This window comes from Streptomyces sp. NPDC058470 (assembly GCF_042721055.1).
Classification (GTDB): domain Bacteria; phylum Actinomycetota; class Actinomycetes; order Streptomycetales; family Streptomycetaceae; genus Streptomyces.
In genome coordinates, this window is record NZ_JBHXMF010000031.1 from 69,976 (window position 1) to 90,662 (window position 20,687).

Genomic DNA, 20,687 nt, shown 5'->3' on the forward strand with positions numbered 1-20,687 from the left:
GTCAGGCCGAGACCTTCAGTCTCTTCACCATGATTGCGAAGACAGGCGAGTCCTCGAACGGTTTCTGCTCGCCGACCTTCTCATAGCCCCACACCCCGTACAGGTCCTGAACTTTGGGGTGCGTCACATCGACGAGGAGCGTCGCCACATCCTCGGAGCGGCTGAGTACCAGCGATTCATGCAGTTCGGCCGAGACCCCGGTCTTTCGCCACCTCTTCATCACCATGAGTTCGGACAGCGCGAACACCGTGAGATCGGGTGCGACTGATTCCGGGCGCTCGGAACCCTTCCACCAGCCTCCGGGACCGAATGGCGCTCCATACGCGAATCCGGTCGGCGCACCTTCGTCGAAACCGACGACGCACGACCAGCCATCCTTGCCACTCCACAGGTCAACGAAGTAGGAGAAGCGCTCCCTCGCCCGGAAACGATCTCCGCCACCGTCGTAGACGGCGTCGTGCATGTCGAGGAGCATCTCCCGGACGTCGCCCGCGTCCTCGTGTGTGTACGCCTTCAGATCCACCCTTGTGCCCTCTCCGCCCAGCCCCGCAATTCGGGCTCACGTGATCCTGCCGTCACCACGATCTTCCGGACCTTCTCCAGGGTGTCAGTGGTCCGCTTCGATCCGCGGACCGTGCTGAGCATTTCCGCAGTCTGATCCCCGGTGATACACGCGAGTTCCAAGTCTCCCTGTTGGGCTTGCGCCAGCGACAGGTGGGCTGAGTAGTACGTGCGATTGCGGACGAGGTCGGGACGGATCGTGGCAAGAGCTCGGTGGAGGTGGAACTCTGCCCGGTCTGGCTCGCCGAGCCTCAACCAGACGATCGAGGTCAGGCCGTCGAACTCGGCTTGGTCATAGAAGCCGATCCATGGAGGGCGCTCCAGTTCACTCTGTCGTGCGAACGATTGCTCCGCCGAGGCAATCGCCCGCAACGCGTCAGCACGCTGTCTGCCACCGGCGTACCCGTGGGCATTGCGCATGTGAGCGAGGGAAGCGTAGAGCGGGTCTTTCTTCGCGATGCCTTGGATCTTCGCGGCATCGGCTGCGGCAGACACCTCTGCGAAGTCCTTGCGTTGAACGGCCACCATCGCAAGGTGGTTCCATACGTGGTACTGGGTCTCACTGTCTCCCGAGAGTCCGGCGAGGGTCACGGCCTTGTCGAGATGAGTGCGAGCACGCGTCCGCGCCTGTGCGTCAATGGCAGCGAAGGCCGCTGAACACGTCACGTCTGAAGCCAGGCTGTACAGCTTGGTCCGGACGCGGGCTGAGGCACCGCCGCCCGCGAGCGCCGACTGAATGCGCATCGCCAACTCGACTGCGGCATTCTCGACCCTGTGTGCTCCGCCCAGCTCCTGATCCTTCGCGACGATCTTGGAGTACTCCCTCTGGAACCGGTCAACGTCGCTCTGGCCGAGGCGTGGACGCACTCCGGCCGATGCGAGAGCGACAGCTGTCCCAGTGGTGGCGGCGATGAAGGTGCGGCGATGCACGGGGTCCTCCGGTGGTGCCTGGTGCGCGTTCTTCGACCGGGGGACGAACCCCAAGTCGGTGGCGGAGCGGCCGAACACTCTCTCAAGGGGGATTCGCTGCTTCTCGTGCGGCCACAGAGTCTCGCCTCTGAGATACCTCCGCACATCTCGGGCCGTCAGACGGCCTTCCCGCCCGGTCAGCGCCCCGATCTCCTCGTTGAGGCGGCGGACTAACTCCGGCTGGGACATGTTGAGTTCGGCCAATGCCTTGGCGAACTTCCGGTTCTCTCCCACAACCGCACGGTAGCTCTGCCTCAAGCTGCGGCGACACCCTGAAGGTAAAAATCACCGGGGTCACGCGCCTGGCACCTGCGGAAATCACCTATGCCTCAGGTCTGGTTCAGCGGTCCACTTGATTCAAGGCGAACCTGACCCCGAGGAGGTTTCAGATGCACACCACGTTCACCGAAGGTGGTGCGCCGCCGCCACTTCCCCGTCGTGAGAACGGAGCCGAAGCGGTGTCGAGCGTGAGTCAGCCCAAAGCCACCAGCATCGCTGGAAGTGCAGGCAGTGAGCGCTTCAAAGTCGTCATCTACGCGTGCGTTGCCGGCAATGCGAATCCGCAGCAGGCGATCTCTGAGTGCCGTGAGTACGCCGAGGCATTCGGATGGGAGGCCACCCATGAGATCTGCGACAACACCGGCCTGCTTCCGCCACAGGGACGCGACGGGCTCGCGACGGCCTTGGATCTGGTGCAAGTGAGCGCCGTCGGCGCAGTCCTGACCGCGTACCGCTCGATGATCTCTCCCCGACATGACGAGTTCGACGAAGTCGCGGCAGAGGTCGAGAAGCGCGGCGGCTTCCTCTGCGTACGGGAGGCTGCACGGCCTGACGCGATGCCGAACGGCGGATGACGGTCCCGGTCGGCCAGGCGCTGTGCACCGCGCTCGTCGAGGGCTCCTAGGCACCTTCCGTAAGCGGCTGTCCCGCAATTGCAGTACCGGGCTCTTGCGGCCACACCCCGGCTCGGAAATCCCACACCTACCCTCAATGGAGACCTCCTGTGAACGCTGCACATTCCAGGGCTGCCGATCCTCACATCGACTGGACGGCGCTAAGGAACTTCGCTGCTCTGCGAGGGCAATTACGGATCTCGCTCACCCCCGTCTGCAACATCGCGTGCTGGTTTTGCCACAACGAGGCTGATACCCCGCCACCCCTGACGCGTCGTGACCGCAGTCGCCGCCCGCGAGCACGCCACTACATGGCAGGGGACTTTCTGAACGTCATCTCCGCTCTCATGGCCGCCGGTCTCAAGCGGACGTACTTCACTGGCGGAGAACCGCTCACCTCCCCGCTGGCCCGCGACGTCCTCACCAACCTGACGCCCTCCGGCCCGGACGGTTCGTACACGCTGATCACCAACGGAACCCGTGTCCGGGCCAACCGGTCCTGGCTGCGGCGCGCACCGCTCGACAAGGTCAAGGTGTCGCTGCACTACTTCTCCGACGAAACGCTGCGCGCCATCGCGGGTACCCGCCTGGGCATCGTCTCCGTGCTTGACGGCATCGACGTGGCGCGGGAGATGTTCGAGCGAGTTGAACTCAACTGCCTGTTGCAGAGAGAGAACGCACACGAGATCCACTCGATCCTGGACTACGCCCTCGCACAGCGTCTGCCCGTGCAGTTCATCGAGCTCGTCGACACCGACTTCAACCAGGAGCGGGCGCCCTCCGCAGTTTCCGCCGACGGCGTGATCGCTCACCTACGTACCCTCACCCGCGACGAGCACATCGAGGTCGCCGGCGTCGGACAAGGCCGCCGCGTGTTCCGCATCGACGGCATCGAGATCGACGTCATCCACCGCGACCTGGGCCGCCACCACGTCGGACAGTGCGGAACCTGCCCTGTTCGGGCGAAGTGTGTCGAAGGGTTCTGGGCGCTCCGTGCCGACCATGCCGGTGGCCTCCAGCCCTGCTTGTTGCGGGATGACCTGCGGCTGGACGTCAGAGCTCTCCTTCACGACCCGGACCAGCTTGCCGAAGCCGCAGCCGCTCACATCACCGCTTTCACCGAGGGGACGTTGTGATCGCGCTGCCCGCCGCCTATGACGTTGCGCCCTTCGCCGACCGGCAGGGCCCGCTCGTCGTCCTCGAAGGTGTCTCGGGCATCGGCAAGACAACACTTACCAAGCTGCTGGCCCGTCGTCTGGACGGTACAAGCCTGCACACACTGCCCGTTCCCCACTCGGTCTGGTCCGCGCAGGCCAACGAGCACATGCGCGCGCTACCGCAGTTCGCGTTCTACCTCTCCGGTCTTCTTCACGCATCCGACCACATACGGGCCGCCCTCCCAATAGGGGCGGTCGTCGCAGACCGCTACACCTCATCGGTCACGGCCTGCCACGCCGCAGTACACGGCATCGCCCCTGACGACGTCGCCGCGCTCATCCATCCGTTCCGGCCCTATCTGGTAGTCCCGGACCACACCTTCTACCTGCGCTGTTCACCCCAAACCCTCCGCGAACGCATGAGCACCAAACGGGACATCAAGCAGGACGACACCGACCTCTTCGACATCCCCGGACGCTTCGAGCAACTCGTGGAGAACTTCGAGACCGTCGCCGCCGGCGATCCCACGGCCACGGTCCTCGACACCGACCGACGCAGCCCGGGCCAGCTCGCCGACACGATCCGCACCATCCTGGAGACCGGCCGTGCTTAACCCCATCGACACCGACACAGTGATCCGCGACGGTGGTGCCACCGGCCTGTACCCGCAGCAGATCCACACGGGAGTCGCCTGGTGGATTGCGGCCTGCTTCGTCGTGACGACCAAGACCAACCGGCTCGTAGCGGCGCACGACGGCAACCCCACCAGCATCGAGTTCTTCCGGCGTCTGTGCTCGGGTGCGATCAACGCCCGGCACTATGCATGCACCGTCGTCACCTTGGGCGATGCTGCAGACACGATGCTTCTGGACGTCATGCACGCGGCGGGCGATGTGCCGGGCGTCAGTATCTCCAGCGTGCCCGCTGCCCTCGGCAGCGTGGTCACTATCACTCTCTACGACCGCCACGGAAAGCCCTTGACGGAGACCACTGGACTCGCTGACATCCGCACCATGATCGCCCAGGATCGAGTACCGATCCCCGTCAACGCCAGTTCCAAAGGCCGTGTCCAGCCGCACGGGCAGGAGACGGAGCGTTGATCGATACCGCAGGCATCGTCCTCAGCGGCACGAACATCCTCTTCATCACTCTCGACTCGCTGCGTTACGACGTCGCCCGCACCGCGATGCATGAAGGCCTCACACCGCACCTCGCTCGGCTGCTTCCCGATGGTGAGTGGGAGCACCGCCAGACGCCGGGAACCTTCACGCTGCCTGCCCACATGGCCTTCTTCTCCGGATTCCTGCCCAAACTGCCCCAACCCGAGCAACCGCCCCGCTTGTGGGAGTGCAGGCCGCCCGCGTTCAAGACCGTGCCGCACTCGACGTTCGTTTTCGATGCCCCCAACCTTCTGGACGGTCTGGCCCAGCACGGCTACCGCACGGTGTGCGTAGGCGGCGTCACGTACTTCTCACGTGAAACGCCGCTCGGATCGGTCTTGCCATCACTGTTCCAACAGGACTACTGGCGGCCTGAGTTCTGCTCCCCGGAGCCCGACTCCACTCGCCATCAGGTCGACTGTGCCCTCACCGTCGCCAACACTCATGAGGAGCAGCCCCTATTCCTCTTCGTCAACGTCTCCGCAACGCACGTCCCCCATGGCCACTACCTCGGCGACAGCGCAGACAGCGCACGTTCTCAGCAAGCCGCTTTGGCCTACGCCGACTCGCACCTCGGTCGTCTGATCAGCACCCTGACCCGTGAGGAGCCGTGGCTGATCATCATGTGCGCCGACCACGGCGACGCGTTCGGAGAGGACGGCTACCGCGGACGTGGCATCGCCCACCACACCGTCCTGAACGTGCCGTACGCCGCCTGGCATGCCCAGTCCGTTACCCTCAGCCCGCATGGGAGAACACACCAGCAGCCCGGCCACTGACGCCGCCGTGGTCGTCGCCATCGACAACAGAGGCCTGGTGGCTGTCCTCAGCGCCGACTTTCCCCGCCACGGCGGCGAGTACCTCTTCCTGCCCGGCGGACGGAGGGAGCCCGGTGAAAGCCCCGAAGAGTGCGCCCGCCGCGAGCTCGCCGAAGAGTCGGGCGTCACCGCGCAGACGTGGCATGCGCTCGGTTCGTATGCCATCACTCTCGGCTCCACCGGCCGCGTCCACCTCTACAAGGCGGGCGACCTCACCCTGGGTCGCCAGTCCCTGACCTCGTCGGAAGTTGACTTCAAGCTGTCCTGGTGGCCCCTCGCCGAGGCCATCAGCGCCGCCGCGGACGGCCAGTTCCTGCTCCCTGCCGGGCCTCTGGCTCTCATGCTCGCGGAACGCTTGCCCTGACTTTCTCCTGAAGCGGCGGCATCTTGCGTGAGGTGCCGCTTGACGCCGTCCCGGCCATGCGCCACCCCAGGAGAGTCGTCGGCTCGCGTGAGTTCAGGCGTTGCCAGGGGATTCGACGCCCGCCAGTACTCCCCGCGCAGCCGTTCCGTCCGGCCAGGTCCAGCCGGCGAGGAGGTGTTTGGACGAGGTCTGCGGGGCCTCCGTCGGCCGCAGGACGCGGTTGATTTGGACGCCGGGTTCGCCGCCAGGGCAGGATCCGTGCACGGTGACGGTCGGGTCAGGGGTGTCGCTCTCGCTCTGCTGCTGCGGAATCGCCTCACCGCGCAGGAGGGCGCGCAACTGCGTCATCACCACGGGGTCGTGGACGCCGTCGTAGATCCACCGGGTGCCGAGCACCCTGTGCTCGGAGGTGCCGATCAGCGCCTCGCCGGGGGCGCCGTCGAGCGCCGCATCGCGGTAGCTCAGCGGTACCAGATACGCCACCGGATCCTGCGGGGTGGAATCGACCACGACCATGAACTCGATGCCGACCGCGCCCTCCGGATCGTCCAGACGGAACCCACCGGCCTTGACCAGTTCCGCCGTTGCCGCCTCGCCCACGTACCAACTCTGCTTCGGCAGCCAGCCGGTGAGCAGGCCCAGCTTGGTGGGCGTCATGGTGGTGTGGTGGATCGAGGCCATGCGAGCTCCCTGACGTGTAGGTCCGGTCCCGTACTCCGACGGTGTGATCGAACCTAGCTGACAGTTCGGGTTCGGGTGGGGCGGAGGTCCACCGCACCCAGGGCGAGAAGGAAGAGGCCGGGTGTGGTCAGGAGGAAGGCGGGCGCTCCCGAAGAGGAACCGGCGCGAGAAGGTACGGGGACCGTGCGGGCGCACATCGGACCCCGTCTCCTTGTCGCTCCGTACCTCCGCGTACAACATCCTGCGGAGGGCGCCAGCGGCACCGCCGAGGAACGAGCGGCGGGTGGGGGCGGGCTGGTTCCGAGTCGGTCCACTTCTTCCACGAAGTAGGACTCGACTACGTCTCCTGCTCCCCGTTCCGGATCCCGGTGGCCCGCCTGGAGGCGGGGCGCGCGGCGTCGTCATCATCGGGCAGCGACCACCGCTGACCCCCTGAACCCCCGGGACCACTGTCGGGTCACCTCGACCCTCACCGATCCGACAACGGTCCCGGCGCACGAAGGAGGGGCTGCACCCTGTGCGGGGGTGCAGCCTCTCCTTCGCGTGGTCGCCGGGCGCTATGCGGCCGGGTGCAGACTCTCGGGTTCGGTCCGTTCGTCCACCGGTGGGGTCGGCGCGGGTGTCGGGGTGTGCCGTTGGGCGATCCGGAGCAGGGCCAGGAGGGCGATGAAGCACATGCCGTAGACCGTGACCAGGGCCGATGTCTCATAGATGTCGGCGGTCTGCCAGGTGGTGCCCGAAGCGTCGGTGACGGTCGTGTGTTCGCCGGTGAAGAGCCTGGTGAAGAAGGAGACCGTGGTCAGCAGGTAGAGCAGCACACCCTGCAGGTCACTGGTGGTGGTCTCGCGCGGCTCTGCGATGGGCAGCGGACCCCGGCTGCGCAGGTAGAGGGCGAAGACCTGCATGAAGAGGTAGACGGTGAAGGTCCAGCCCAGGAAGTTGCCCAGGGGTACGCCGAAGTAGCCGCCGCCGTGCTCCCAGATCCACGTCTGCTTGATGGTCGCGGACCTGGGGTCGAGCGACAGGTCCCAGGCGGTCATGGCGAACGCGGCGACGACGGGGGTTCCGATGGTGGTCAGCCAGGGCGAGTTGCGGCGTACGTCGCCGAGCAGCACGGTGGCGACGATCCAGGCGAGGTAGCCGGTGGCCAGGTAGGCCGGGCCTATGAACCAGGGCACCTGAAGGAGCTTGCCGCCTCCGGTGTAGTGGTAGTTGCCGAACGGGAAGCCGACCTCGATGGCGAGGTTTTCCAGGAAGTTGCTGATCAGGAGGCCTGCGGCGACGAAGACCCAGATCGCGCGCCGGCCGTAGCGCCGGGCGCCGTGGAGCAGCGCGAAGACGACCTGGGGGACGATCACCAGTATCCCTATGCTGGGAACGACGCCGTTGGTGACCAGGCCGAGGCCGATGACGAGGGTGATGGCCCACAGTGTGGCCGCCGCGTTGAAGCGTGGGGGAGGGGTGGACATTGTCGACTCCGGCTTCTTGGCCGGTCGACTGACCGGCCCGTGGGGTGCGGAATCTGGCGTCGGCCTGGATATTGGGGGAGAGGGCCGATCCAAGCCCGCGTGAGTGGAAGGCAAGCCAATTTACCTTCCTAGGAAGAGGCTAGCTGGGAAGCTTTTTTCCAGCAAGGATCATGCCGGTCGGTACCATGAGGCATGGCATCCGTCGCGCCTCCATCCCAGCCCGAACTCCCGCCGCGCGACCCCGGCGAGAGTCCGTCGTCCGAGGAACTCGTCGAGGCGTGGACCACCATCGTTCTCACGTACAACCGTGTGTCGCGGGACCTCATCGCCAAGGTCGAGGCGGCGACGGGGGTGCAGGGACGCTCCTTCGATGTCCTTGTCCGGCTGCTACGGGCCGGCGATCAGCCTGTGTCGCTGACCAGGTTGTCCCGGACCATCTCGTTGTCCAGCGGTGGCTTCACCAAGCTCGCCGACCGCCTTGAGCAGGCCGGGCTCATCGAACGGCAGCCCTCCGCGTCCGACCGACGGGTCACCAACGCCGTGCTCACGCCGACCGGCCGCGCACAGGCCGAACAGGGACTCGCCGTCTTCGTCGCCGAGTTCGACGCGCTCGTGGCGCGACGACTCGGCGCCGACGGTCTGCGGGCGCTGGCCGGGTACATGCGGGAGCTCGGCGCCGACTACGCCTACGAGGGCTGACGGTCGACCTGCTCGGCCCGTGTGCGCTTCAGGAGTTGCCGCGGTGGGTCAGAGGGCGACCGCGACCGCGTTGAACGGTGTGTCCGGGGTTGTGGGAAGGCCCAGTTGGGCGTTGGCGACGTAGAGAAGGCCGCCGAAGGCGGCGGCGGTGGTGGGGATGTTGAAGCGCGGGTCGGTGATCGTGCGGGTCAGGGTGGCGGTGGTGGCCTTGGCGTCGAGGGTGAGGACACTGACCTGGTTGAGGCGGTTCTGTACGACGTACAGCGTGTGGTTGATCCGCAGGAGGCCGTCGCCGTTGGTGAGGGCGGTGGTGCCGCTCAGCGTGATCTCGGTGGCTGTGCCGGTCGCGAGCGGCACGTTGTAGAGCTTGCCGCCGTTGACGACGATCAGGGCCTTGCCGTCGGGGGTGTCGACGATGCCGTTGGCGCTGATACCCGTGGCCGACTGGACCCAGGCGCCGCCGATCGGCAGCTCACGGACGGCTCCCGTGCCGCCGCGCGGCACGCCGTAGAGGACGGCGCCGTAGGAGTCGGTGAACCAGGCGCGGTCGCCGAGCAGGGCGACGTCGTTGATGAAGTGGCCCGTCGGGTCGGTCAGTTGGTAGGTGGCCACCAGGCTGCCGGTGCGGGAGTCGACGACTCGTGCGGCGCCCCCGGCGGATCCCGACGAGAGATACAGCAGGCCGTCTTGGTCGTCCAGCTTCAGCCCGTTGGTGATCGTGCCGGTCGCGCCCGCGTAGAGGACGGCGCCCTCGCCGGTGCGCAGGTCGGCGCGGTACACGGCGCCGTTGGCGCGGGAGCCGAAGTAGGCGTACGGCTGGGCGCCGATGGCGATTCCCTCGGGGAGGAAGCCGTTCGGGAGCGGGATCTCGGTGGGCGAGGAGGACGTCCGGGGCGCGGACGAGGCGTTCGCCGTTCCGGCGCCGGCCGTGAGCGCGAGAGTGGCGAGAGCGGCACCGCCGAGGAACGAGCGGCGGGTGGGGGCGGGTTGGTTCCGAGGCATGGCGCGAGGACTCCGGGGAGAGTGGGGGTGGGACATGGCGAGCACAGGAAAGCAGTGCACTCTGTGAGCCTCATGAAGTCCGGCCGAGGTCGCCATATGTCCCACCCACACCTCTCTCGGGGTGGTTACGACCGGAACGGCCCCGTCACCTCGTACGTGATCCCGCCCGAGGAACTGCCGCTGGTGCCGCGCTGGCTGGAGAAGTACAGCCGCCTGCCGTCGGGGGAGAAGGCCGGGCCCGTGATCTCCGAGAGCGACTGGCCGCCGATGCGCAGGAACGGGGCGATCACGTCGTTGGGCGTGATCACGCAGATCTCCATGTTGCCGCCGTCCTCCGCGACGAAGAGGTCACCGGAGGCGGTGCCGGTGATGTTGTCGACGCCGGTCAGCGGGGCCGTGCCGGACGTCACGAGGGAGTCGTCGTACGCCAACTCGTACGTGCCGGCGACCAGGTTGAGCTGCCAGACGCGGTTGTCGCCCTTGGTGGTGAACCAGACCGTGTTGTCGGCGTAGTGGCAGCCCTCGCCGCCGTTGAACTTCTTGGCCGCGGAGACCTGGGTGCGGGTGGTCGTCGGAGAGCCGTCCGGGTCGGGGATGTTCGTCCAGGTGAAGGAGCCGGAGGTGGCCGTGCCCGCCACGAGCACCTGGAGGGTGCCGGAGGACAGGTTGCCCCAGGTGGTCGGGACGAAGCGGTAGAGGCAGCCGTTCGTCTCGTCCTCGGTCAGGTAGATCACCTGGCGCACCGGGTCGGCCGCGGCGGCCTCGTGCTTGAAGCGGCCGAGCGCCACCCGCTGCACCGCCGCGTTCACGCCCCACGGGTCGGTCTCGTAGACAGCTCCGAGGGACACCTCCTCGCAGGACAGCCAGGTGTTCCACGGAGTCTTGCCACCCGCGCAGTTCTGCTGGGTGTTGGCGAGGATGCGGTACGCCGCGGTGATCGCGCCGGTGGACGAGAACTTCACCGCGCTCACCCCGCCCGACGGGTTGATCTCCGAGTTGGAGACGTAGATCCAGCCCGTGCCGTCGGCGTAACAGGCGCCGCCGTCCGGGGCGCTGTGCCAGGTGTACGAGGTTCCGGGCACGGTCTGCCCGGAACGGGCGATCACCCGGCTGGTGAATCCGGTCGGCAGCTGGATGCCGTTGGCATCGGCCGCGCCGAGCGCCCCATAGGGGCCGGTGCCGGGCTGGGCAGGTGCGGCGTAGGCGGCGCCGCGCCACAGGGTTCCGCCCAGAACGGCGGACGAACCACTGAGGACGGCTGCACGCAGAAGGGTACGACGTTCCACTCTCGCTCCAGAGGGCCGTGACCGCCCCGCCGCCGGTCGATGGCGGGGTCGTGTGCGCTGTGGACCCTAGACGCTCAGAGTTGACGTGTCATGGACAACCCGTGACGGGCCGGCGGCAGTCGGCGGCGGACGGTCGGGACCGGCCCAGCGGCATAGTCTGGATTTTCCGGACTACCGGGCACACCCGGAGGGAGCTAGCCATGACGGGCTGGAACACGAGCGACATCCCCGACCAGAGCGGCCGTACCGCCGTCGTCACCGGCGCCAACAGCGGCATCGGATACGTCACGGCACGGGAGCTGGCCCGCAAGGGTGCCCGGGTCGTCCTCGCCTGCCGCAGTGAGACGCGGGGGGCCGAGGCGAGGGACCGGCTCGTCTCCGAAGCGCCGGGCGCGCAGGTCGAGTTCGTACGGCTGGATCTCGGGGACCTGGAATCGGTACGAGAGTTCGCGGCGGCGTACGATCGTGAGTACGACCGGCTCGACCTGCTCGTCAACAACGCCGGTGTGATGGCGCTGCCTTACGGTCGTACGGCGGACGGGTTCGAGACGCAGTTCGGCGTCAACCACCTCGGGCACTTCGCCCTCACCGGGCTGCTCCTGCCGGCCCTGCTCGGCACGCCAGGTGCCCGCGTCGTGACCCTCTCCAGCTTCGTCCACGCGCTCGCCAACATCGACATCCGGGACCTCAACAGCGAGGGGCAGTACCGGCGTTGGATCGCCTACGGCCGTTCCAAGACCGCCAACCTGCTCTTCACGCACGAGCTCGCCCGGCGCCTCGCCACCATCGGCTCCGAGGTCGTCGCGGCCGCCGCGCACCCCGGGTACGCGACCACCAACCTCCAGACCGCCGGACCCAGACTGGAGGGCCGCAAGGGTGCCGAGCGGCTCATCGAGATCGGCAACCGGGTCTTCGGGCAGAGCGCCGAGGCCGGAGCGCTGCCCACGCTGTACGCCGCCACCGCGCCCGACGTGCTGCCCGACTCCTTCACCGGGCCGTCGTTCGCGATGTGGCGCGGCTCGCCCGCGAAGTCCTGGCGGGCCGGGTGGACACTCAACGACGTGGCAGGGGAGCGGCTTTGGGAGGCGTCGGAGGAGCTGACGGGTGTGACGTACGACGCGCTGAAGGCGTGAGTCCCAGGCCCCGGGCCAGAGGGGCGCACGCTCAGGCCGCGCGCACCTCGTACACCGCCACCGACACCTCCGGATCGTCCAGGCACCGCCCCGACTCCAGGTCGAACCGCTGCTTCAGGAGCGGCGAGGCGACGAAGGTCCGGTCCTGGTGGGTGCCGATGAGGCCGCGGGAGAGGACGGCCGCGCCGGTGAACGGGTCGCGGTTGTCGATGGCGTACGTGCGGCCCGCGCGGTCGCGGAACACCGCCACCTGGCAGCCGTCGGGGAGAAGCGCGGCGACTCCTCGGCCCGGGGTCAGCAGGGTCAGGTCACAGACCGTGAACCAGCCGCTCTCCAGGAGGAGTTGGACCTTGAGGGCCGTCGTCTCGGGGGCCGGGGTCATCGCTGGGCGCTTCCTTCCAGAGGGCGCGTGCCGATGGTCAGCAGCGGCAGGTCGGGCTTGATCTGGTCGCGCTCGGGGACGAAACCGACGACCGGGTCGGGGGAGTCCGGGGCGTTCACGAAGGACACGAACCGGGCCAGTTTCTCCGGGTCGTTGACGGTCTCGGCCCACTCGTCGCGGTAGCCCGCCACATGCGCGGTCATCAGCGACTCCAACTCCTCGCAGATGCCCAGCGAGTCGTCCACCACCACCTCGCGCACGTGCTCCAGGCCGCCCGGGATCCGCTCCAGCCAGGTGGAGGTGCGCTCCAGCCGGTCGGCGGTGCGGATGTAGAACATCAGGAACCGGTCGATGAGGCGGATGAGTTCGGCGTCGGACAGGTCCTGCGCGAGGAGGTCCGCGTGGCGCGGGGTGGCGCCGCCGTTGCCGCCGACGTACAGGTTCCAGCCGCCGGCGGTGGCGATGATGCCGAAGTCCTTGGACTGGGCCTCGGCGCACTCACGGGCGCACCCGGAGACGGCCGACTTGAGCTTGTGCGGGGAACGCAGCCCCCGGTACCGCAACTCCAGGTCGATGGCCATGCGGACGGAGTCCTGGACGCCATAGCGGCACCACGTCTGGCCGACACAGGACTTCACCGTGCGCAGCGACTTCCCGTACGCGTGCCCCGACTCGAAGCCCGCGTCCACCAACCGGGACCAGATCAGCGGGAGTTGCTCCACCCGCGCACCGAACATGTCGATGCGCTGACCGCCGGTGATCTTGGTGTAGAGGCCGAAGTCCCGTGCCACCTCGCCGATCACGATCAGTTTCTCCGGGGTGATCTCGCCGCCGGGGATGCGCGGCACGATCGAATAGGAGCCGTTCTTCTGGAGGTTGGCGAGGAAGTGGTCGTTGGTGTCCTGGAGCGCGGCCTGTTCGCCCGCGAGAACATAGCCGTCGGCCCCGATCGTCGGGGCGAGGGAGGCGATGATGGAGCCGACGGTGGGCTTGCAGATCTCGCAGCCGTCGCCGCCCCGGGCGCCCTCGCGGCCGTAGCGGTCGAGCAGGGCCTGGTGCGAGGTGATGCGGAGCGAGAGGACGATCTCGTACAACTGCTCGCGGGTCTGCCCGAAGCAGCCGCACAGGCCGTGGTCGACCTCGACGCCGCTCGCCTCCAGTTCGTCGTTGACGAGCTGCCCGAGCACCTTCACGCAACTCCCGCAGCCCGTACCGGCCTTGGTGCACTTCTTGACCTCTGGCACGGTGGTGCAGGAGTGCTCGGTGACCGCGCCGCGGATCGTGCCCTTGCTGACGTTGTGGCAGGAGCAGATGACGGCGGAGTCGGGGAGCGCGGAAGGGCCGAGTGCGACCGGGGCTCCCGCGACAGCCGGGAGGACCAACTGCTCGGGGGAGACCGGCGGAACGGAACCCGTGAAGGCGCGCAGAGTTCCGTACGCGTCGGCGTCTCCGACCAGGATCCCGCCGAGCAGCTCGCCGCCGCGGCCGATGACCAGCTTCTTGTACGTGCCCGAGCGTGCGTCGGAGTAGACGACGTCGAGGCAGTCCGCGGTCGCGCCGTGCGCGTCGCCGAAGGACGCGACGTCGACGCCGAGGAGCTTGAGCTTGGTGGAGAGGTCGGCGCCGGTGAAGCTCGACTCGTCCGCGGCGATGGTGGCCGCGGCCGTCGCGGCCATCTCGTAGCCCGGCGCGACCAGCCCGTACACCCGGCCGTCCGACGCCAGCGCGCACTCGCCGATCGCGAACACCCGCGGGTCCGAGGTGCGGCACTGCTCGTCGACCGTGATGCCGCCGCGCGCACCGACCGTGAGTCCGGTGTCGCGGGCCAGCTGGTCGCGAGGGCGCACACCGGCCGAGAACACCACCAGATCCGCCGCGAGTTGGGAACCGTCGGAGAGCTTCATGCCGGTGACCGCGCCGTCGTCGCCGACGACGATCTCCTGCGTACCGGTGCCCGTGTGCACGGTCAGGCCCATGTCCTCGATGGTGCGCAGCAGCGCCGCGCCGCCTCCGTCATCGACCTGCACCGGCATCAGGCGCGGCGCGAACTCCACGATGTGCGTGGCCAGTCCGAGCCCCTTCAGCGCACCGGCGGCCTCGAGGCCAAGGAGCCCGCCGCCCACGACGGCGCCCGTGGTGGCGCGCGCCTTCGCGTACTCCTCGATGGCGAGCAGGTCCTCGATCGTGCGGTAGACGAAGCAGCCCTCGGCGTCCTTGCCCGGGACGGGCGGGACGAAGGGATAGGAGCCGGTGGCGAGGACAAGGGTGTCGTACGCAACCACCCGGCCGGAGCGGGCCGTTACCGTCCGCGTCGCCCGGTCGATCGTCTCGGCCGGGTCGCCGAGGTGCAGCTCGATCCCGTGCTCGGTGAGGAACTCGCGGTCCGTGAGCGAGAGTTCGTCCGGAGTCCGGCCTGAGAAGTAAGAGGTGAGCTGAACCCGGTCGTACGCCGGGCGGGGCTCCTCGCACAGCACGACCACACGGTGCGTGGCCGTCACACCGCGCTCGGCCAACGCTTCGAGGAAACGCTGACCGACCATGCCGTGACCGACGAGCACGATGGTGTGCGCGGGCGTGGAGGCGGGCACGGGGCCGTTTCCGTCGGTCGCGAGGGCGGACGCGGGCCCGTTCCCGTCGGTCGCGAGGGCGTGTCCGGACGTGGACCCGTTTACGTCGATCGCGTTCGCTGCCTTCGTCGTGTCCGTGTGCATCAGAAGCCTCCGTCGTCGGTGCCGAGCTCGACCGGCCGCCGAGCGAGCCGTACGCCCGCGGGTCCGGCGCCGATCACCACCACACGCGTATTCGAGGTCATGACCGCAGCGTGCGCGGCCGGTGTTACCCGGCCGCATCCCGGCTGTTTCCCGGGGGGAACGCTGCGCTCAGCGGGGGCCGGGGCCGGCTGTGAGGACTCGGGGGACCCGCGGGCCGAAGCCCAGAAGAGCTCGTACTTCCCGGGTGTCGAAGCTCCGACGTCGTTCAGACGCCATCCGCTTTCCGAACGTGATCGGTTGGTTCGGGGTGGGTGGGTATGAACTCCCGTTCGTGGTGGGAGGGCTGGGCGTGGTTCGTCCGTTCATCTGGCTCGTGGAGGTCGCTGGTGGTGTCGGTACTCGGTCTGCTGGAGGCCAGGGAGAAGAGGGTCAGGGCAGAGGTGAACCATGGCGATGTTGTGACCTGCGGTGATTCAGGTTGATGGGGGCGGTCTTGGTTCCTCTGTCTCACTCGTCCTGAGCAGTTGAGCTGCTGAGTGGGCTTGCCATGCGTCATCTGCTTCGGATGCGCTCGGGCTCTTCGCTGCTGGACGCCAGTGGCTTGTTGGTCCATGCAGTGAGGAAGCGGAGTGCGTCGTGGGACGGGGTGCCGGAGGGTGCGGTGTAGGTGACGAGGGTCTGGTCAGGTGCGGCATTGAGATTCATGGCCTGCCAGTCCAGCTCCATGGGTCCGGCGAGCGGATGCGAGAACCGTTTGCGTCCCGCACTCGCGGCACGGACGCCATGGCCACCCCACCAGCGGCGGAAGTCATCGTCCTGGACGGAGAGTTCGCCGACCAGGGTGGTCAGGCGGCGGTCGCCGGAGGTGTGGACGGCATCCATGCGCAACCGCGCCACCGCTTCGGCGGCGACCGCTTCCCAATCTTGGTAGAGGTTGCGGATACGAGGTTCGAGGAAGAGCAGCCGGACCAGGTTGCGGTGTTCGGGATGCAGGTCGGCGAAGTCGAGGAACAGCGCGGTGGCAGCGGTGTTCCAGGCGACGATGTCGGTTCTGGGCCCCAGAACCAGAGCGGGGGTGTGCGGCAGCGCGGCGAGAAGGTCGTGGACCGGGGCGGCGACTCGGCTCGGGGGCCGACCGGTGCGGCGCTCAGCCCGGGGCCGGGCGATCAGTCGCAGGTAGGCGCGTTCGTCATCGGTCAGACGCAGTGCGACGGCGATCCCGGTCAGTACGTTGTCAGATGCGCTGGTGACCCGGCCCTGTTCGATCCGGGTGTAGTGGTCGACGCTGACGGCGGCCAGCTGTGCCACTTCCTCGCGGCGCAGGCCGCTGACCCGGCGCGGGTTGCCGATCGCGGGCAGCCCGACCTCTTCGGGGGCGATCGCAGCCCGCTTGGCCTTGAGGAATTCACCGAGCTCGCTCATGACGTCCAGTGTCACACCCGGTCTCGGTGTGTTCCTGGGGCGGTTCTCCCCAGGAACACGGTGGCCAGGTATGACACGGCCCTGGCTGGTACTGCACCGGCGGGAGACGTTGGTCGGCGTACTGATCCGCATCAGCCCGTGGAGGTTTTCTCATGACCGTACTCACCTTGGACAACGCCGCTCGGCTCGCCGCTGCCGGCCTGGACTCAGCCACAGCCGCCGGTACGGCGATGAACATCGCGATCGTGGACGCGGGAGGGCACCTCGTTCACTTCTCCCGCATGGACAATGCCTGGCTCGGTTCGATCGACCTGGCTGTGAAGAAGGCCAAGACCTCGGTGCTGTTCCGTATGCCCAGCGCCATCCTGGGTGAGATTTCCCAGCCGGGCGGCCCGGTCTACGGCATTGAGTGGAGCAATGGAGGCCTGGTCTCATTCGGCGGCGGCTTGCCCCTCGTGGCCCCGGACGGACAGACCGTCGGCGCTGTGGGCGTCTCCGGGGGCACCGCCGAACAGGATGTGCTGGTCGCCGAGGCTTGCGTCCAAGCCTTCGCATCCGAGTGAGGTGCTCTGCGTCCTCAGTGAGGGTGACCCAGGGGTGAGGCCGTGACCTGCGGCGGCTCAGATTGACTGAGCGGCATCCGCTTGTCGATCACGGCGCCGGCCTGGTCGAACAGGGTTCCTGATGGGGTGATCGCGTGAGGGCCGGCGCATGGCAGCAGAGTCTCTTGGTAGTTCGGGGGTGCGATCCCGACCGAGAACCAGGAGGCCCTGTTGCCGCAGTCTTCCGCGTCCGCGTCGGCGTGCGTGGAGTCCAACTCGCTGCCACCCTCGTGTGACTGCCTCGCGCACAGGTTCGGCAACGCGGCGGACGAACCGGACCGCATCCCCGGTTACGGCTCCGACACGACGGAGAGGTGGGCGGCCGCAAACGGCACCCGATGGAGGACTGCCTCGGCCCGGCCATGGCCGTAGCGATGACCGCGGCAAGCGTCCAGGGCCGCGACGAGCCGTCCCGCTGCTTCAGCGGCTGCGACGGCAGTACCTCTCCATCTCGCTGTGTGGGCGGACGGCGGCTGAGCCAGCCGGCTCGTCGCTGGGCCAGGGAGAAACCCCGGCTCACCCTTCAGATCGTCAAACGCACCGACGACACAGCGGGGTTCGTGGTGCCGCCGCCCAGGTGGGTGGTGGAAAGGACGCTGAGCCGGCTGATGCGCTCGCGTCGCGGTGGTGCGCGACTACGAGACGCTGCCCGCCCTGCACGAAGTCATGGCTCTGCTCGATGACCATGGTCATGAGCGGCCCTCTGGACGCCGCCCGGCAGGCTCCAGGCCGCCGGCACCACGAGCGCGGTGAACACCCCGGCCGCACCTGGAGAGCCCACCCCCGCTCCACCAGGCATTCCGCCCTCGACCACAGTCCTTCGGCCTTTTCCCGGGCGCCCAGGCTCCGAGGTCCCTCGTGTTTGCCGCGGACCGAAGCCCAGAAGACTCCGTGCTTCCCGGGTGCGAAGCTCAGAAGTCCCTCAAGCTTGCCGAGACCCATGGACGGCACATCTATCTCGTCCATAGGGTCGCGATCATGCCCGACATATCGCTGACCACGGTCGTTGCCCTCTGCCTCGCCTCGCTCGCGGCCGGCTGGATCGACGCGGTGGTGGGCGGCGGCGGGCTGCTGCTGCTCCCGGCGATGCTGCTCGGGCTGCCGGGCGGCACCTCGGCCGCGTACGCGCTGGGGACGAACAAGGCGGTCGCGATCGTCGGGACGACGGGCGCGGCGGTGACGTACGCGCGCAAGGCGCCCGTGGACGTGGGCACGGCCGTACGGATCGGGCTCGCGGCGCTGGCGGGTTCGACGGCGGGGGCTTTCGTCGCGGCGGGCATGAGTACCGACGTACTGAAGCCCGTCGTCATGGTCGTCCTGGTCGGCGTCGGTGCCTTCGTCATCTTCAGGCCCGCCTTCGGCAGGGCGCCCTCGACCGCCCCGGTCCCGCCGCGCCGCGTCGTCGCCGCGATCGGACTCGCGGGCCTGGGCATCGGCTTCTACGACGGGCTCATCGGCCCCGGCACGGGTACGTTCCTCGTGCTCGCCCTCACCGCGCTCCTCCACCTCGACCTGGTGACCGCCTCGGCCACCGCCAAGATCGTCAACTGCTGTACCAACGCAGGCGCCCTCGCGACCTTCGCCTGGAAGGGCACGGTGTTCTGGCAACTGGCCGCGCTGATGGCCGTCTTCAACCTGGTGGGCGGGATGGTCGGGGCGCACACCGCCCTCAAGAAGGGAAGCGGGTTCGTACGGGTCGTGCTGCTGACGGTGGTGTTCGCGCTGGTGGCCAACATGGCGTACGAACAGTGGATCGCGTGAGCGTGAGTCGGCTCAGCGGCTGCCGGTCAGATGGGCGAAGACGACCACGTTCCCCTGGTATCCCGTCGACTTCGCATACCCGCCGCCGCAGGTGATGACGCGGAGCTCGGGGCGGTGTGCGGCGCCGTAGACCTTCTCGTCGGGGAAGTCGTCGGCGTCGTACACCTCGATGGCGTCGACGGTGAAGACGGCTGTACGGCTGTCGCGGCGCTCCACGTCGATGCGGCTGCCCTTCTTGAGGGCGCCGAGGTCGTAGAAGACGGCGGGACCCTCGGCGTTGTCGACATGTCCGGCGACGATGGCGGTGCCCGTCTCGCCGGGGGTGGTGCCCGCCTCGTACCAGCCGGCGAGGTTCTTCTTCGCGGCGGGCGGGACGTCCAGGCTGCCCTGCGGGGTGAGGCCGAGGCCCATCAGGGGGGCGTTCACGTGGATCGAGGGGATGCGGATGCGGTCGGGCGGGGAGTGGGGCAGCGCGCGCGCCGCCGGTGATCTCCCGGTCGGCTCCTTGGCACCCGCCTGCGCGGCCGACGGCTGGGGCGGCGCGTGCGTCTCGGCGCCGCTGCGCAGCAGCCAGGCGCCGGAGCAGAGGGCGACCGCGGTGACGGAGGCTATCGCGATGTTGCTGACCCGGCGGCGCACGTGAGCTCCTCTCTCGGGGGCCCGGCCTCTCCAGGGGCCGGGGGTCCGGGGTTGGGGTTGGTCCCCCTCCCCTCCGGGCCGCGAGGGGTGTCGGGCCACGGAGGGGGAGGGAGACTGCGGTACCGGTCGACGGACAGCGGAGGGTGTCCGTCAGATCCCGTCGCCTCTCGCCCGGCGATGCAGGAGCCAGGTACCGCCCGCGGCGGCGACGGCCAGGGCCGCCACTCCCGCCGAGGTCTGCACGGGGTCGGGGCCGAGTGCGCCGCCGACCCCCGTCTTCACATGTCCGTGCGGATGGATCTGTTGGCGCGTGGACGTCAGGGTCACCATCAGGTCGCCGGTGACCTGCCGGCCGCCGGGGCACTTCGCGACGATCTCGTACGTCCCCGGTTGCGCGCTCGGCGGCACCCGGAACTGCCCGATCGCGTCCTGCTCGTGCGCGCTGGGCGCCAGCGTGAACAAGCCCGCGCCCACCGCGCTGGCGTCGCCCGCCGCCGTGCCGTCCGCGCCGCACGCCGCCGTGTTCACCGTGACGTCACCGCCGGGGACGACGGTGGACGGATAGATCTCCAGGCTGCCCGAGTCCCCGCCGTACGCGGGCGCGGCGGCGAGGCCCGCGGCGGCGACGGCGAGTGCGGTACCGGTCACCAGACGGACTGTGCGTCGCATCGTTGCTTGCTCCTCCGAGGGGGCGCGGCCGGCGACACCCCCAAGTGCCGCTGCGTCGGTCGTGCCCCTGCCCTTACGAGGTAAGTGGCACATGGCCGGACGCGCTTCCTGATGAAGCGTCAGAAATGATGTGAACGGGTGTCAGGCGAGTGGCCCGGATGGGTTGGATCGATGACATTCCGGCAGGTCACCGGGGTAGGGGTGGGGCACCGTGGAAAAGAACCTGAAGAAGGCGGGGCGGGGGTGTGAACGGGTGACTGGAGGGAGTGGGGGCGTCGGCCGTGAGGTGGCGCCTTTGCCGGCCAGCC

General features: G+C 68.5%; 21 protein-coding genes. 10 read left to right on the plus strand and 11 right to left on the minus strand.

The genetic code is table 11. The features are described 5' to 3' along the window. Position 1: 1 nt before the first annotated feature. Both ACFWP7_RS23030 and ACFWP7_RS23035 read right to left on the minus strand, forming a co-directional pair. The gene (locus ACFWP7_RS23030) at positions 2-523 is read right to left on the minus strand and encodes a GNAT family N-acetyltransferase (RefSeq protein ID WP_384383859.1); all 522 of its coding nucleotides are present in this window, start codon (positions 521-523) and stop codon (positions 2-4) included. Beyond that, complete coding sequence (locus ACFWP7_RS23035; RefSeq protein ID WP_384383862.1) at positions 514-1,764, minus strand: XRE family transcriptional regulator; 1,251 nt, start codon at positions 1,762-1,764, stop codon at positions 514-516. The genes ACFWP7_RS23030 and ACFWP7_RS23035 overlap by 10 nt, the downstream gene beginning before the upstream one ends. Positions 1,765-1,919: 155 nt before the next feature. On the opposite strand from ACFWP7_RS23035, the gene ACFWP7_RS23040 reads away from it, so the two are divergent. The 6 genes from ACFWP7_RS23040 (at position 1,920) to ACFWP7_RS23065 (ending at position 5,923) form a co-directional block, all read left to right on the plus strand. Beyond that, positions 1,920-2,384: a recombinase family protein gene (locus tag ACFWP7_RS23040; protein ID WP_384383864.1), complete on the plus strand. Its 465-nt coding sequence runs from the start codon at positions 1,920-1,922 to the stop codon at positions 2,382-2,384. A 149-nt stretch (positions 2,385-2,533) separates the two neighbouring features. Further along, positions 2,534-3,559, plus strand: coding sequence for a radical SAM protein (locus tag ACFWP7_RS23045; protein WP_384383867.1), 1,026 nt, complete (start codon positions 2,534-2,536; stop codon positions 3,557-3,559). Beyond that, positions 3,556-4,194, plus strand: a complete 639-nt coding sequence (locus ACFWP7_RS23050; protein ID WP_384383870.1) for a dTMP kinase — start codon at positions 3,556-3,558, stop codon at positions 4,192-4,194. The genes ACFWP7_RS23045 and ACFWP7_RS23050 overlap by 4 nt, the downstream gene beginning before the upstream one ends. Beyond that, positions 4,187-4,681 carry a hypothetical protein gene (locus ACFWP7_RS23055; RefSeq protein WP_384383872.1) on the plus strand — a complete coding sequence of 165 codons (495 nt, stop codon included), beginning with the start codon at positions 4,187-4,189 and terminating at the stop codon, positions 4,679-4,681. Before ACFWP7_RS23050 ends, ACFWP7_RS23055 begins: the two co-directional genes overlap by 8 nt. Next, positions 4,678-5,520 carry an STM4013/SEN3800 family hydrolase gene (locus ACFWP7_RS23060; RefSeq protein WP_384383875.1) on the plus strand — a complete coding sequence of 281 codons (843 nt, stop codon included), beginning with the start codon at positions 4,678-4,680 and terminating at the stop codon, positions 5,518-5,520. Before ACFWP7_RS23055 ends, ACFWP7_RS23060 begins: the two co-directional genes overlap by 4 nt. After that, complete coding sequence (locus ACFWP7_RS23065) at positions 5,489-5,923, plus strand: NUDIX hydrolase (protein WP_384383878.1); 435 nt, start codon at positions 5,489-5,491, stop codon at positions 5,921-5,923. Before ACFWP7_RS23060 ends, ACFWP7_RS23065 begins: the two co-directional genes overlap by 32 nt. Before the next feature lie 93 nt (positions 5,924-6,016). Here ACFWP7_RS23065 and ACFWP7_RS23070 read toward each other — a convergent pair whose 3' ends face one another. Together ACFWP7_RS23070 and ACFWP7_RS23075 are read right to left on the minus strand one after the other, a co-directional pair. Continuing rightward, positions 6,017-6,604, minus strand: a complete 588-nt coding sequence (locus ACFWP7_RS23070) for a 1,4-alpha-glucan branching protein (protein ID WP_384383881.1) — start codon at positions 6,602-6,604, stop codon at positions 6,017-6,019. A gap of 557 nt (positions 6,605-7,161) precedes the next feature. Continuing rightward, positions 7,162-8,073 (minus strand): carotenoid biosynthesis protein, encoded by a 912-nt coding sequence (locus tag ACFWP7_RS23075; RefSeq protein WP_384383884.1) that lies wholly within the window; start codon positions 8,071-8,073, stop codon positions 7,162-7,164. A gap of 192 nt (positions 8,074-8,265) precedes the next feature. Here ACFWP7_RS23075 and ACFWP7_RS23080 point away from each other — a divergent pair, with 192 nt between their 5' ends. Continuing rightward, positions 8,266-8,772, plus strand: coding sequence for a MarR family winged helix-turn-helix transcriptional regulator (locus ACFWP7_RS23080; RefSeq protein ID WP_384383887.1), 507 nt, complete (start codon positions 8,266-8,268; stop codon positions 8,770-8,772). A gap of 48 nt (positions 8,773-8,820) precedes the next feature. On the opposite strand, the gene ACFWP7_RS23085 is transcribed toward ACFWP7_RS23080, so the two are convergent. Together ACFWP7_RS23085 and ACFWP7_RS23090 are read right to left on the minus strand one after the other, a co-directional pair. Then, positions 8,821-9,774 (minus strand): SMP-30/gluconolactonase/LRE family protein, encoded by a 954-nt coding sequence (locus tag ACFWP7_RS23085; protein WP_384383889.1) that lies wholly within the window; start codon positions 9,772-9,774, stop codon positions 8,821-8,823. A gap of 125 nt (positions 9,775-9,899) precedes the next feature. Next, a complete protein-coding gene (locus tag ACFWP7_RS23090) occupies positions 9,900-11,060 on the minus strand; it encodes an alkaline phosphatase PhoX (protein WP_384383891.1) in 1,161 nt (386 codons plus the stop codon). Positions 11,061-11,260: 200 nt separating this feature from the next. On the opposite strand from ACFWP7_RS23090, the gene ACFWP7_RS23095 reads away from it, so the two are divergent. Next, the gene (locus ACFWP7_RS23095; RefSeq protein ID WP_384383894.1) at positions 11,261-12,193 is read left to right on the plus strand and encodes an oxidoreductase; all 933 of its coding nucleotides are present in this window, start codon (positions 11,261-11,263) and stop codon (positions 12,191-12,193) included. A gap of 31 nt (positions 12,194-12,224) precedes the next feature. On the opposite strand, the gene nirD is transcribed toward ACFWP7_RS23095, so the two are convergent. The 3 genes from nirD to ACFWP7_RS23110 all read right to left on the minus strand — a co-directional run bounded on the left by nirD (position 12,225) and on the right by ACFWP7_RS23110 (position 16,708). Beyond that, complete coding sequence (nirD, locus tag ACFWP7_RS23100; RefSeq protein ID WP_384383897.1) at positions 12,225-12,575, minus strand: nitrite reductase small subunit NirD; 351 nt, start codon at positions 12,573-12,575, stop codon at positions 12,225-12,227. Further along, complete coding sequence (nirB, locus tag ACFWP7_RS23105) at positions 12,572-15,115, minus strand: nitrite reductase large subunit NirB (protein WP_384383977.1); 2,544 nt, start codon at positions 15,113-15,115, stop codon at positions 12,572-12,574. The genes nirD and nirB overlap by 4 nt, the downstream gene beginning before the upstream one ends. A 723-nt stretch (positions 15,116-15,838) precedes the next feature. Beyond that, positions 15,839-16,708 carry a helix-turn-helix transcriptional regulator gene (locus tag ACFWP7_RS23110; RefSeq protein ID WP_384383900.1) on the minus strand — a complete coding sequence of 290 codons (870 nt, stop codon included), beginning with the start codon at positions 16,706-16,708 and terminating at the stop codon, positions 15,839-15,841. 152 nt (positions 16,709-16,860) lie between these two features. Here ACFWP7_RS23110 and ACFWP7_RS23115 point away from each other — a divergent pair, with 152 nt between their 5' ends. Then, positions 16,861-17,271: a heme-binding protein gene (locus ACFWP7_RS23115; RefSeq protein ID WP_384383903.1), complete on the plus strand. Its 411-nt coding sequence runs from the start codon at positions 16,861-16,863 to the stop codon at positions 17,269-17,271. 1,017 nt (positions 17,272-18,288) lie between these two features. Beyond that, positions 18,289-19,071: a sulfite exporter TauE/SafE family protein gene (locus ACFWP7_RS23120; RefSeq protein WP_384383905.1), complete on the plus strand. Its 783-nt coding sequence runs from the start codon at positions 18,289-18,291 to the stop codon at positions 19,069-19,071. Positions 19,072-19,083: 12 nt separating this feature from the next. On the opposite strand, the gene ACFWP7_RS23125 is transcribed toward ACFWP7_RS23120, so the two are convergent. After that, positions 19,084-19,710, minus strand: coding sequence for a class F sortase (locus ACFWP7_RS23125; protein WP_384383908.1), 627 nt, complete (start codon positions 19,708-19,710; stop codon positions 19,084-19,086). A 150-nt stretch (positions 19,711-19,860) separates the two neighbouring features. Beyond that, positions 19,861-20,379: a hypothetical protein gene (locus ACFWP7_RS23130; protein ID WP_384383910.1), complete on the minus strand. Its 519-nt coding sequence runs from the start codon at positions 20,377-20,379 to the stop codon at positions 19,861-19,863. Between the last annotated feature and the right edge of the window lie 308 nt (positions 20,380-20,687).

What these genes read in the sequence shown, in the direction of transcription:
- ACFWP7_RS23040 (WP_384383864.1), top strand. Translation starts at nt 1,920, where the DNA reads ATGCACACCACGTTCACCGAAGGTGGTGCGCCGCCGCCACTTCCCCGT.
- ACFWP7_RS23065 (WP_384383878.1), top strand. Translation starts at nt 5,489, where the DNA reads ATGGGAGAACACACCAGCAGCCCGGCCACTGACGCCGCCGTGGTCGTC.
- ACFWP7_RS23070 (WP_384383881.1), bottom strand. Translation starts at nt 6,604, where the DNA reads ATGGCCTCGATCCACCACACCACCATGACGCCCACCAAGCTGGGCCTG.
- ACFWP7_RS23075 (WP_384383884.1), bottom strand. Translation starts at nt 8,073, where the DNA reads ATGTCCACCCCTCCCCCACGCTTCAACGCGGCGGCCACACTGTGGGCC.
- ACFWP7_RS23080 (WP_384383887.1), top strand. Translation starts at nt 8,266, where the DNA reads ATGGCATCCGTCGCGCCTCCATCCCAGCCCGAACTCCCGCCGCGCGAC.
- ACFWP7_RS23085 (WP_384383889.1), bottom strand. Translation starts at nt 9,774, where the DNA reads ATGCCTCGGAACCAACCCGCCCCCACCCGCCGCTCGTTCCTCGGCGGT.
- ACFWP7_RS23095 (WP_384383894.1), top strand. Translation starts at nt 11,261, where the DNA reads ATGACGGGCTGGAACACGAGCGACATCCCCGACCAGAGCGGCCGTACC.
- nirD (WP_384383897.1), bottom strand. Translation starts at nt 12,575, where the DNA reads ATGACCCCGGCCCCCGAGACGACGGCCCTCAAGGTCCAACTCCTCCTG.
- nirB (WP_384383977.1), bottom strand. Translation starts at nt 15,115, where the DNA reads ATGGTCGGTCAGCGTTTCCTCGAAGCGTTGGCCGAGCGCGGTGTGACG.
- ACFWP7_RS23110 (WP_384383900.1), bottom strand. Translation starts at nt 16,708, where the DNA reads ATGAGCGAGCTCGGTGAATTCCTCAAGGCCAAGCGGGCTGCGATCGCC.
- ACFWP7_RS23115 (WP_384383903.1), top strand. Translation starts at nt 16,861, where the DNA reads ATGACCGTACTCACCTTGGACAACGCCGCTCGGCTCGCCGCTGCCGGC.
- ACFWP7_RS23120 (WP_384383905.1), top strand. Translation starts at nt 18,289, where the DNA reads ATGCCCGACATATCGCTGACCACGGTCGTTGCCCTCTGCCTCGCCTCG.
- ACFWP7_RS23130 (WP_384383910.1), bottom strand. Translation starts at nt 20,379, where the DNA reads ATGCGACGCACAGTCCGTCTGGTGACCGGTACCGCACTCGCCGTCGCC.